This window comes from Streptomyces sp. HUAS 15-9 (assembly GCF_025642155.1).
In the GTDB taxonomy this organism is placed as follows: domain Bacteria; phylum Actinomycetota; class Actinomycetes; order Streptomycetales; family Streptomycetaceae; genus Streptomyces.
In genome coordinates this window covers 7,680,452-7,692,229 of sequence record NZ_CP106798.1, presented here as the reverse complement: position 1 = coordinate 7,692,229, position 11,778 = coordinate 7,680,452, and the positions used below count along the sequence as shown (strand labels likewise).

General features: G+C 69.2%; 8 protein-coding genes and 2 pseudogenes. 7 read left to right on the top strand and 3 right to left on the bottom strand.

The annotated features are described in order from the left end of the window. Positions 1-1,077, bottom strand: coding sequence for an ABC transporter permease (locus N8I87_RS35065; protein WP_263214814.1), 1,077 nt, complete (start codon positions 1,075-1,077; stop codon positions 1-3). Further along, a complete protein-coding gene (locus N8I87_RS35060) occupies positions 1,077-2,096 on the bottom strand; it encodes a sugar ABC transporter substrate-binding protein (RefSeq protein ID WP_263214813.1) in 1,020 nt (339 codons plus the stop codon). The genes N8I87_RS35065 and N8I87_RS35060 overlap by 1 nt, the downstream gene beginning before the upstream one ends. A gap of 220 nt (positions 2,097-2,316) precedes the next feature. Between N8I87_RS35060 and N8I87_RS35055 the strand changes: the two are divergent. The 7 genes and pseudogenes from N8I87_RS35055 to N8I87_RS35025 form a co-directional block, all read left to right on the top strand. After that, positions 2,317-2,418 (top strand): annotated as a pseudogene (locus N8I87_RS35055) (5-dehydro-2-deoxygluconokinase); the annotation flags it as partial. Positions 2,419-2,499: 81 nt separating this feature from the next. Then, complete coding sequence (gene iolD / locus N8I87_RS35050) at positions 2,500-4,371, top strand: 3D-(3,5/4)-trihydroxycyclohexane-1,2-dione acylhydrolase (decyclizing) (RefSeq protein WP_263214812.1); 1,872 nt, start codon at positions 2,500-2,502, stop codon at positions 4,369-4,371. Positions 4,372-4,442: 71 nt separating this feature from the next. Continuing rightward, positions 4,443-5,228 (top strand): GntR family transcriptional regulator, encoded by a 786-nt coding sequence (locus N8I87_RS35045; protein ID WP_263214811.1) that lies wholly within the window; start codon positions 4,443-4,445, stop codon positions 5,226-5,228. 270 nt (positions 5,229-5,498) lie between these two features. Further along, a complete protein-coding gene (locus N8I87_RS35040) occupies positions 5,499-6,812 on the top strand; it encodes an ABC transporter substrate-binding protein (protein ID WP_263214810.1) in 1,314 nt (437 codons plus the stop codon). An 8-nt stretch (positions 6,813-6,820) separates the two neighbouring features. Next, positions 6,821-7,801, top strand: coding sequence for a carbohydrate ABC transporter permease (locus N8I87_RS35035; RefSeq protein ID WP_263214809.1), 981 nt, complete (start codon positions 6,821-6,823; stop codon positions 7,799-7,801). Continuing rightward, the gene (locus N8I87_RS35030; protein WP_263214807.1) at positions 7,798-8,694 is read left to right on the top strand and encodes a carbohydrate ABC transporter permease; all 897 of its coding nucleotides are present in this window, start codon (positions 7,798-7,800) and stop codon (positions 8,692-8,694) included. Before N8I87_RS35035 ends, N8I87_RS35030 begins: the two co-directional genes overlap by 4 nt. Positions 8,695-8,812: 118 nt before the next feature. Continuing rightward, a complete protein-coding gene (locus tag N8I87_RS35025) occupies positions 8,813-10,831 on the top strand; it encodes a beta-galactosidase (protein WP_263214805.1) in 2,019 nt (672 codons plus the stop codon). On the opposite strand, the pseudogene N8I87_RS35020 reads toward N8I87_RS35025, so the two are convergent. Next, positions 10,828-11,699: pseudogene (locus tag N8I87_RS35020) on the bottom strand (aldo/keto reductase); the annotation flags it as partial. The gene N8I87_RS35025 and the pseudogene N8I87_RS35020 overlap by 4 nt on opposite strands. Positions 11,700-11,778: the final 79 nt, after the last annotated feature.

Below are 11,778 nucleotides of genomic sequence, written 5' to 3'. Positions count from 1 at the left end.
TCACCTCCGGGTCGCCGTGCGACTGACCCACAGATTGATGAGGACGGCGCCGAGCAGCATCACGCCGAGGAAGGCCTTGAACCAGTCGGGGTTCCAGCCGGCGTAGACGATGCCCTGGTTCACCATGCCGAACATGAAGGCGCCGAAGACCGGGCCGATGGCGGAGCCGTAGCCGCCGGTGAGCAGACAGCCGCCGATCACCGCCGCGGCGATGTAGATCAGCTCCTGGCCGACGCCCTCGCCGGACTGCACGGTGTTGAAGGAGAACAGGTTGTGCATGCCGATGAACCAGGCACCGAAGCCGACGGTCATGAACAGCGTGATCTTGGTGAAGGCGACCGGGACACCGACCGCGCGGGCGCTGTCCTTGTTGCCGCCGACCGCGTAGATCCAGTTGCCGTACTTGGTGCGCAGCAGCACCCAGGTGGCGAGCGCGGCGAAGACCAGCCACCACACGATGGTGATCTTCACCTGGACGCCGCCGATGTCGAACGAGGACGCGAAGATCTTCTTGGCCTGGTCGAAGCCGTCCATGTCGCTGATGTCGTCGGTAGCGACGTTGCCGGTGATCAGCTTGGTGACGGCCAGGTTCACGCCCTGCAGGATCAGGAACGTGCCCAGGGTGACCAGGAAGCTCGGCAGCCCGGTGCGGATCACCATCCAGCCGTTGAACGCGCCGACCCCGAGGGAGGCGACGAGGGCGACGATCACGCCCACCCACACGTTCATGGTCAGCTGATAGCTGAGCATGCTCGCGGTGAGCGCCGAGGTGATCACGGCGACACCGGAGGAGAGGTCGAACTCCCCGCCGATCATCAGCAGGGCCACCGGCAGGGCCATGATGCCGATGGTCGACGACTGGTAGAGCACGGTGGCCATCGAGCTGCCCTGGCGGACCGTGGGCGCCGCGATCAGGAAGAACACGAGAACGGCCACCGCGCCGAGGAGGACGCCCACTTCGGGCCGGGCCAGCAGCCTCAGCGCCAGGGGGCGCCGGGCCGTACGGCCGTCGGTCTCCTTGGGGCCGGAGGCCGGCGGTGTGCCCACCGCCGGCCCCGACTGCTGGGTCATGCTCATCACCGGGTGCCCTTCGCGGCGAACTGGGCGACCTTGTCGACGTTGGTCTTGTCGACGAAGGCCGGTCCGGTCAGCACCGGCTGCTCCCCGCCGCCCATGTAGTTGCCGTTGTTCTTGTAGAGCCACAGGGAGTCGATCGCCAGGTAGCCCTGCAGATAGGGCTGCTGGTCGACCGCGAACTGGATCGTCCCCTTGGAGATCGCGCCGGTCAGCTCCTTGTTGAGGTCGAAGGTGGCGACCTTCGCCTTGCTGCCCGCGTCGCCCACGGACTGGACGGCGGTCAGGGCGTAGGGCGCGCCGAGGGCGACCACGTAGTCGATGCCGCTGTCCTGCTTGAGCTTGGCGGTGATGGTCGACTTCACCGACGGCATGTCGGTGCCGTTCACGTACAGCGTCTCAAGGGTGCCGGAGAACGTCTTCTTCACGCCGTCGCAGCGCTGGGTCAGGCCGATGTTGCCCTGCTCCTGGATCACACAGACGGCCTTCTTGGCGCCCTCCGCGTTCAGCCGCTTGCCGAGCGCCTCGCCGGCCACGCCCTCGTCCTGGCCGAAGAACTCCATCAGGCCCAGCTTCTTCCAGTCGCTCACACCGGAGTTGAGGCCGACCACCGGTATGTTCGCGGACTTCGCCTTGTTCACGACGTCCTTCATGGCGTCCGGCTTGGCGAGGGTGATGGCGATGCCGTCGACCTTCTGGTCGATCGCGTTCTGCACCAGGTTGGCCTGGGTGCCCGCGCTCGGGTCGGCCGAGTAGACGAGCTTGATGTTGTCCTTGGCCGCGGCGGCCTCCGCGCCCTTGCGGACGATGTCCCAGAAGGTGTCGCCCGGGGCCTGGTGCGTCACCAGCGCGACGGTCATCCGGGGAGTGGTGGCCTTGCCCGCGGAGGCGTTCGAACCACCCTCTTCGGACTTCTTGCCGCCGGAGCTGCTGGAGCAGCCGGCGAGGGTGAGCGCCGCCGCGGCGGCAACGGCCACCACGGGGGCCAGTCTGCGGGAGCGGGAGTACGAAGAGCGGTCCATCTTTCCGGCACCTCACTGTGCGACGAGAAGGAGGCGGATCCACGAGGATCCGGGCCCGGCGCCGGGCGGCGGTCCGGGTCATGTGCTGTGTGTTGGGACGCGATCAAAGTCTCCCGCACGCCCGCTGTCAATACTTTGTTAAGACATCATTTCACGCTCAGGTCCGAATGTAAGTACAAACCATTGACAGCACGACCCGCCGGGACCTACACCTGAGCCCATGGCCAAGTCAGCATCCCAGCCGTTCGACCTGATCACGACCAGCCGTATCGGAGTCGATCTCTACCCGTTGCAAACAGGTGTACCCCTGGCCCGGATGGAGCCCTCCGTGGATCCCTGACACCTGGCCGGACCGGCCCGTCGACCCCCGTCTGCCGCTGTTCACCGCACCCGAGAGGCCCTGATGAGCACGACCACTGTCCGCCTGACCGTCGCCCAGGCTCTGGTGCGGTTCCTGTCCGCCCAGTACACCGAGCGCGACGGGGTACGGCACCGGCTGATCGCCGGCACCTGGGGCATCTTCGGCCACGGCAATGTCGCCGGCATCGGCCAGGCGCTCATCGAGTACGCCGGCGACATGCCGTACCACCAGGGCCGCAACGAGCAGTCCATGGTGCACGCGGCGGTCGGCCACGCCCGTCATCTCAACCGCCTCTCCGCGCAGGCCGTGACGACGTCCATCGGCCCCGGCGCCACCAACCTCGTGACCGGTGCCGCCCTGGCGACCATCAACCGGCTGCCGGTGCTGCTCCTGCCCGGCGACTACTTCGCGAGCCACGCCCCCGATCCGCTGCTCCAGCAGCTGGAGCACCCGGTCGAGGCTGACGTCTCCGTGAACGACACCCTGCGCCCGGTGTCGCGATACTTCGACCGTGTCACCCGTCCCGAGGCGCTGATCCCCTCCGCGCTGAACGCCATGCGCGTGCTCGCCGACCCGGCCGAGACCGGGGCCGTCACCCTCGCCCTGCCGCAGGATGTGCAGGCGGAGGCGTACGACTGGCCCGAGGAGTTCTTCGCCGAGCGGATCTGGCGGGTACGGCGCCCCGCTCCCGACCCGGCCGAGCTGGCCGAGGCGGTCCGCGCGATCCGGGCCGCCGGGCGCCCGCTGATCGTCGCGGGCGGCGGAGTCCACCACAGCGAGGCCGAGAAGGCGCTGAAGTCCTTCGTGGACGCCACGGGCATCCCGGTCGCCTCCACCCAGGCGGGCAAGGGCTCCCTGCGCCACGACCACCCAGCCGACCTGGGCGGGATCGGCCACACCGGCACGGCGGTCGCCGACGGCCTCGCCCGCACCGCCGACCTGGTCATCGGCGTCGGCACCCGGTACACGGACTTCACCACCGCCTCCGGCACCCTCTTCGCCCACCCGGACGTGCGCTTCCTCAACCTCAACATCACGGCCTTCGACGCCCACAAGCTGGCCGCCCGGACCGTGGTGGCCGACGCCAGGGCCGCTCTGGAGGCGCTCGGCGAGGCGCTGACCGGACACCGTGTGGACCCCGCTTACGAGGCCGAGTACCGGGCGGGCAAGGAGCGTTGGGACCAGGTGGTCGAGGCCGCCCACCGCGCCGACGACGAGGACGCCGTACCGACCCAGACACAGGTGCTCGGCGCCCTCGACGCGGTGGTCGGCGACGACGACGTGGTGATCAACGCGGCGGGCTCCCTCCCCGGCGACCTGCACAAGCTCTGGCGGGCCCGCTCGCCGCGCCAGTACCACCTGGAGTACGGCTACTCCTGCATGGGTTACGAGATCCCGGCCGGCATCGGCGTCCAGCAGGCCGCTCCGGACACCGTCGTATGGTCCCTGGTCGGCGACGGCACCTATCTGATGATGCCGACCGAGATCGTCACCGCGGTCCAGGAGGGGCTGCCGGTCAAACTGGTCCTGATCCAGAACCACGGGTACGCCTCGATCGGCGGTCTGTCCGAGTCGGTGGGCGGCGAGCGCTTCGGCACCGCATATCGCTACCGCATCGCCGACGGCAGCTTCTCCGGCGCCCCGCTGCCCGTGGACCTCGCCGCCAACGCGGCCAGCCTCGGCATGGACGTCCTGCGCGCCAAGACCGTGCGGGAGCTGCGCGAGGCGCTCGGCACGGCCCGCGCCTCCGGCCGGCCGACCTGTGTCCATGTCGAGACCGACCCGTCCCCCACCGCTCCCCCCGCCGAGGCCTGGTGGGACGTGCCGGTCGCCGAGACCGCCTCGCGCGAGGCCGCCGTACGGGCCCGCGAGAGCTACGACCGCCAGGTCGCCGACCGCCGCCTGCACCTGTGAACTCCCCCCGCGGCCTCGGCTTGCCCAGCCACTCCTGATCCCGTCCGCGCTCTTCAGAAGGAGGTGCTCCGGTGGCGAGATCGGCTGATCAGCCTCGTCCGGCGGCCGGCTCCGCGCTCGACACCCTGGACTTCGCCCTGGACCGGGCCAGTCCGGTGCCGCTCTACTACCAGCTGGCCCAGCAGCTGGAGGCGGCGATCGAGCACGGGGTGCTGGCCCCGGGGAACCTCCTGGGCAACGAGATCGACCTCTCCGTACGCCTGGGCCTGTCCCGGCCCACGGTCCGCCAGGCGATCCAGTCCCTGGTCGACAAGGGCCTGTTGGTCCGCAGGCGCGGAGTCGGTACGCAGGTGGTGCACAGCCAGGTCAAGCGGCCGCTGGAACTCAGCAGTCTCTACGACGACCTGGAGTCGGCCGGACAGGGCCCGACCACGCGGGTGCTGCGCAACGAGGGGGTACCGGCGACCGCGGATGTGGCCGCCGCCCTCGGCGTCGCGCAGGGCAGCGAGGTCACGCTGCTGGAGCGGCTGCGCTGCGCCCACGGCCAGCCCGTGGCGTTTCTGTGCAACTACCTGCCCGCGACCCTGCTCGAACTCGACACGGCGCGACTGGAGTCGACCGGTCTGTACCGGATGATGCGCGCGGCGGGCATCACCCTGCACAGCGCCCACCAGACCGTCGGCGCCCGCTCCGCCACCGCCGAGGAGGCCGCCCGCCTCGACGAGAAGGAGGGCGCCGCACTGCTCACCATGCGGCGCACGGCGTACGACGTCACGGGCCGGCCCGTCGAGTACGGGACGCACGTCTACCGGGCGTCGAGGTACGCCTTCGACTTCCAGCTCCTGGTCAGACCGTAACCGGAAGCCTCCCCCTCACATCAGCCCCCACGGCCGTCCGCGCCGTGGGGGCTCTGTGGCTGTTGGTTTCTGAACGAACTTGCGAGTGATCGTGTCGATTACGTTTCGGGCAAGAGACGCATGAGAGGGACGTGAGGTATTGACGCATGCAAGGACCTGCGGCTGATATTAGGCCCACGATGTTCGGTCGAGTTGGTTTCTGATCGGTTTCGAGGACCTTTCGGAGGCCGGCTCACCCCCTTGACCGAACCCCTGCCTTCAGGAGCCGCCATGCGCCTCTCGCCCTCGGGTCTTGCCGTTCCGGGTCCCAGCCGCCGCTCCCTGCTCCGTGGAGTGGGTGGCGCCGCCGTCCTCGCCGGCGCCGGTATACCCCTGCTGTCCGCCTGTGGCGGCAGCGGCGCCTCGTCCGACCCGAAGACCGTCACCCTCGGCTCCAACGCGTCCGACGCCGTGCCGAAGAAGGCCTTCGAGTCCGTCTACGCCGCCTTCAAGAAGCAGGCCGGCATCACGGTCGACGTGAACACCAAGGACCACAACACCTTCCAGGAGCAGATCAACTCCTATCTCCAGGGCACGCCGGACGACGTGTTCAACTGGTTCGCCGGCTACCGGATGCAGTTCTTCGCGGCCAAGAAGCTCGCCACCCCGATCGACGACGTGTGGGCGAAGATCGGGGACAACTTCCCCGACGCGATGAAGAAGCTCAGCAAGGGCGAGGACGGCAAGTACTACTTCGTGCCGCTGACGACGTACCCGTGGGCGATCTTCTACCGCAAGAGCGTCTTCCAGCAGCACGGCTACAAGGTCCCCGCCACGTGGGACGAACTGGTCGCCCTGTGCAAGCAGATGAAGAAGGACGGTCTGGTCCCGATCGCCTTCGGCGACAAGGACGCCTGGCCCGCGATGGGCACCTTCGACCAGATCAACTTCCGCCTCAACGGCTACGACTTCCACGTCCAGCTGATGGCGGGCAAGGCCTCCTGGACCGACGCCAAGGTGAAGGCCGTCTTCGACCACTGGGCCGAGCTCCTCCCCTACCACCAGGACGGCTTCATGGGCCGCACCTGGCAGGACGCCGCCCAGTCGCTGGTGTCCAAGAAGGCCGGCATGTACCTCCTCGGCTCCTTCGTGGCCCAGCAGTTCACGAACAAGGCCGACCTGGACGACCTCGACTTCTTCGCCTTCCCGGAGATCAACTCCGCGTACGGCCAGGACACCGTGGAGGCGCCCACCGACGGCTTCATGGTCAGCAAGGCCCCCAAGAACCACGACGGCGTCGTCAAGCTGCTGGAGTACCTGGGCAGCCCTCAGGCCGAGCAGACCTACCTCAAGACCGACCCGAGCGTGGTGGCCGCCTCCAGCAAGGCCGACACCTCCTCCTACTCGACGCTACAGAAGAAGGCGTTCGACATGATCAGCGGCGCCAAGAGCCTCACCCAGTTCATGGACCGCGACTCCCGGCCGGACTTCACCTCGACGGTGATGCAGCCCGGACTGCAGAAGTTCCTCCAGAACCCCAAGGGCGTGGACGGCTTGCTGTCGTCGATCGAGCGCCAGAAGAAGCAGATCTTCGCGTCCTCGTGAGCAGCGGCATGACAACCGACATGACGACGAAGACCCCGGAGGCGGCTGCCGTGCCGCCTCCGGGCGCTGCCTCCGCATCCAAGCGGGCGAGCCAGGGCCACCGGCGCCTGCTGACCCGCCGTGACCGGTTCACGCTCGCCCTGATGGCGGGCGTGCCCACGGTCCTGCACGTGGCCCTGGTCTGGGTCACCGCCCTCGCCTCCATCGCGCTCGCCTTCACCACCTGGGACGGCATCGGGTTCGACTCGATCAAGTGGGTGGGCCTCGACAACTTCGAACAACTCTTCAACGACAACCCGCAGTTCTGGCCGGCCGTCCAGCACAACGTCATCTGGTTCGTCGTCCTGATCCTCATCCCGACGCCGCTGGGCCTCTTCCTCGCCATTCAGCTGGACAAGAAGATCCGCTTCAGCCGCGTCTACCAGACGGCGTTCTTCCTGCCGGTCGTCATCTCCATGGCGTGCATCGGCTTCGTCTGGCAGCTGGTCTACAACCCGGACACGGGCCTGATCAACAGCATCATCGGCGCCAACAAGCCGGGCCACTACATCGACTGGATCGGCGACCCCAAGCTCAATCTGTGGGCCGTCCTCATCGCCGCGTCCTGGCGGCACACCGGCTACATGATGATCCTGTACCTGGCCGGCCTGAAGAGCGTCGACCCGTCGCTCAGGGAAGCCTCCGCGCTGGACGGCGCCAATGAGTGGCAGACGTTCAAGAGCGTCATCTTCCCGACGCTGCGCCCCACCAACACGGTGGTCCTGGTCGTCACCATCATCGAGGCCCTGCGCGCCTTCGACCTGGTGTTCGTGTTCAACAAGGGCGCCCAGGGCACCGAGTTGCTGTCGATCCTGGTGACCAACAACATCATCGGCGAGTCCAGCCGCATCGGTTACGGGTCGGCGATCGCGGTGGTCCTGCTGGTCATCTCGCTCGCCGTGATCATCCCCTACCTGGTGGCCACCTTCCGGAAGGAGCGGCGATCGTGAGCGCCCCCACCCTCGCGGCCGGCGCGCTCAAGAAGCGCGCGCCCGTCCGCCCCGCCCGCATCCTGCTGCACGTCTTCCTCGCCGGCACGGCTCTGGCCTGGCTCGCCCCGCTGCTGTGGGCGATCTTCTCGGCACTGCGCCCGTACAGCGAGACCAGCGAGAAGGGCTATGTGTCCTGGCCGGACACGCTGAACTTCGACAACTTCAAGAACGCGTTCGAACAGTCGGACATGACGCACTACTTCGGCAACACGCTGCTGATCGCGGTGCCGGCCGTGCTGCTCACGCTGTTCCTGTCGTCGATGGTCGCCTTCTACGTCAGCCGATTCGACTTCCGCCTCAACCTCGCGCTGCTGCTGGTCTTCACGGCGGGCAACCTGCTTCCGCAGCAGGTCATCATCACCCCGCTGTACCGGATGTACCTGCTCACCGACCTGCCCGGCATCACGCAGAGCGGCAAACTGTACGACTCCGCGCTCGGCCTGGTGCTGATCCATGTGGCGTTCCAGTCCGGCTTCTGCGCGTTCGTGCTCAGCAACTACATGCGCTCGCTGCCGCACGAACTGACCGAGGCCGCGCTCGTGGACGGCGCCTCGGTGTGGCGGCTGTACTGGCAGATCACGCTGCCGCTGTGCAAGCCGGCCATGGCGGCTCTGGCCACCCTGTTGTCGATCTGGATCTACAACGACTTCTTCTGGGCCCTCGTACTGATCTCGACCGGCGAGAACATGCCGATCACCTCGGCCCTGAACAACCTCTCCGGCCAGTACTTCACGGACCCCAACCTGGTCGCCGCCGGCGCCCTGCTCACCGCGATCCCCACGCTGATCGTGTACTTCGCGCTCCAGCGGCAGTTCGTCAGCGGTCTCACCCTGGGCTCCAACAAGGGCTGACCCGGCTCCACTTGAAAGAGAACCCCGTGCACAACCCGTTCACCCCCGTCGCCTCGTTCCTCGTGGACCCGCGCTCCGCCCGGGTCCACGAGGAGGGCCGGCAGTCCGGAGCCACCCGATGAAGCGCACCCTGTCCGTCCCCGGCATCGCCTACGGCGGCGACTACAACCCCGAGCAGTGGCCCGAGGAGGTGTGGGCCGAGGACGTACGCCTCATGCGCGAGGCGGGCGTGAACATGGTGAGCGTCGGCATCTTCTCCTGGGCGCTGATGGAGCCGTCCGAGGGCGTGTACGACTTCTCGCGCATGGACCGGATCCTCGACCTGCTGCAGGAGAACGGCATCGCCGCCGACCTGGCCACGCCCACCGCGGCCCCGCCCGCCTGGTTCTTCCGGGCCCACCCCGAGGCCCTGCCCGTCGACCGGGACGGCCGGACCCTCTCGTACGGCAGCCGCCAGACGTTCTGCCCCAGCAGCCCCGCCTACCGCGAGGCGGCCCTGCGCATCGCGGGCGCGCTCGCCGAGCGGTACGCGGACCACCCGGCCGTCGTGATGTGGCACGTGCACAACGAGTACGGCTGTCACAACGCGGCCTGCTACTGCGACACCAGCGCCGAGGCCTTCCGCCGCTGGCTGCGCGCCCGGTACGGCGACGACCTGGCGGCGCTCAACCACGCCTGGGGCACGACGTTCTGGAGCCAGTGGTACTACGACTGGGACGAGATCCTCCCGCCCCGGGCCACCGGTGCCGTACCCAACCCCACGCACCAGCTGGACTGGCGGCGCTTCTGCTCCGACGAACTGCTGTCGCTGTGCACGGCGGAGCGCGACGTGCTGCGGGCGGCGGCCCCGGCGATCCCCGCCACCACCAACTTCATGGTGATGCACAACTTCGACGCGCTGGACTACTGGCGCTGGGCGCCGGAGCTGGACGTGGTCTCCAACGACCACTACCTCATGTCCGCCGACCCCGAGTCGGAGATCGACGTGGCGCTCAGCGGCGATCTGACGCGATCCCTGGCCGGCGGCCCCTGGCTGCTGATGGAGCACTCCACCGGTGCCGTCAACTGGCAACCGGTCAACCGCGCCAAGCACCCCGGCGAGCTGCGCCGCAACGCCCTCGCCCATGTGGCCCACGGCGCGGACGGCATCGCCTACTTCCAGTGGCGGGCCGCGAAGGCGGGCGCCGAGCAGTGGCACTCGGCGATGCTGCCGCACTCCGGCACCGACAGCCACATCTGGCGGGACGTGGTCCGGCTCGGCGCGGATCTGAAGGCCCTGGCCGAGGTGCGCGGCAGCACGGGCGCGGCGAAGGTCGCGATCGTCTGGGACTGGAACGCCCGCTGGGCCGTGGAACTGCCCTCCCAGCCGAGCGGCGAACTCCGCTACCAGGAGCTGGCACGGGCCTGGTACGAGCCGCTGTGGCGCTCGGGCGTGGCCGTGGACTTCGTCCGTCCCGACGCCGACCTCTCCGCCTACCGCCTGGTCCTGGCCCCGAACCTCTACCTGGTCGACGACACGGGCGCGGCGAACCTCACGTCGTACACCGAGCAGGGCGGCACGCTGGTCGTCGGCTTCCACAGCGGGGCGGTCGACGAGAACTGCCATGTGCGGCTGCGCGGTTACCCGGGCGCGTTCCGGGAGGTCCTGGGCGTGCGCACCGACGAGCTGTTCCCGCTCCTGCCGGGCGAGCCGGTCGGCCTGAGCGGTGAGGTGCCCAACGGCGCCTCGGGCACGCTGTGGTCGGAGCGGGTGCGGCTCGAAGGCGCCGAGGCGGTCGCGGCGTACGCGGACGGCCCGCTGACCGGTGTCCCGGCCGTGACCCGGCACGCGCACGGCACGGGCACCGCCTGGTACGTGGCGACACTCCCCGACCCGGACACCCTCGCCGAGCTCCTCGACCGCATTCGCGCCGAGGCGGGCGTCGCGCCGGTGCGCACCGCCCCGCCCGGGGTCGAGGTGGTCCTGCGGCGCGGCACCGACGCGGACTACCTGTTCGTCATCGACCACGTCGGCCGGGGCGCGGACGTCCCGGTCGCGCCGGGCGCGACGGAACTCCTGTCCGGCAAGGAGACCCTCGGCACGGTCACGGTCGCGCCCGGCGACATTGCCGTCGTACGGGAGCCACGGGCTCGGTGAGCCCCGTCCAGCCGGGCCCGCCGACCGGGCGTCAACTCCAGCTCCACGGCGGCGAGATTCTCCTCCAACTGCCCCACCGACGACGCCCCGACCAACGGGACGACCGGCAGCGGCCCGCCCAGTTGCCAGGCGAGCACCACCTGGCCCGGGGTCGCGCCGGTCTCCCGTGCCACGTCCCGCAGGGCGGCGAGGCGGGGCGGGGTGCCGGGGTGGTCGAAGTCGGCGTCCAGCGGTTTGTCCGCCCGGGTGTAGGCGCCCTTCAGCAAGGGTGAGTAGGCGACCAGGGTCAGTCCCGGTTCCGCGCGCAGGTAGTCCAGGAGCTGGGCGTCCGTGCCGCCCAGGCTGCCGTCCGGGAAGAGGTCGCTCGGTACGTCCGTGCGCGGTCGCAGGAGGCTGTGCTGGTACTGGAGCACCTCGTATCCGGGCAGACCCGCGGCGGCCGCCAGGGCCCGGGCCCGCTCGACCCGCCACACCGCGTGGTTGCTGACGCCGAGCAGGCCGACGGCGCCCTCGGCGACCACCGCGGCGAACCCTTCGACTGTCTCCCGCAGCGGGACCGTCCGGTCCTCTATGTGCGCGTACAGCAGATCGAGATTCGCCACCCCGAGGCGTTCCCGGCTCCGCTCGGCCGACTCGCGGATGACCTTGGCCGACAGTCCCTCCAGATGGTCGACATGGCTCGTGCCCGGGACCAGCGGCCGGGAGTTGTCGGACGTGTCGATGAAGCTCCCGCCGGCCTCGACATAGCGGTCGAGCACGGCGAAGGAGGTCTCTCGTCCGTCCGCGACCCGAACAGCATCGCGCCGAGCGCGAGCACGCTCGCCCTGCGAGGGGTGGCCGGACCGGTCCCGATGGTGCGGTACCTCATGCCGCTGCTCCCTCCGTCCGCGCACCCGGAACGTCGGGTGCGCGGACAGGAGTCTTCAGCTTGAAGCGCGCTTCAAGTC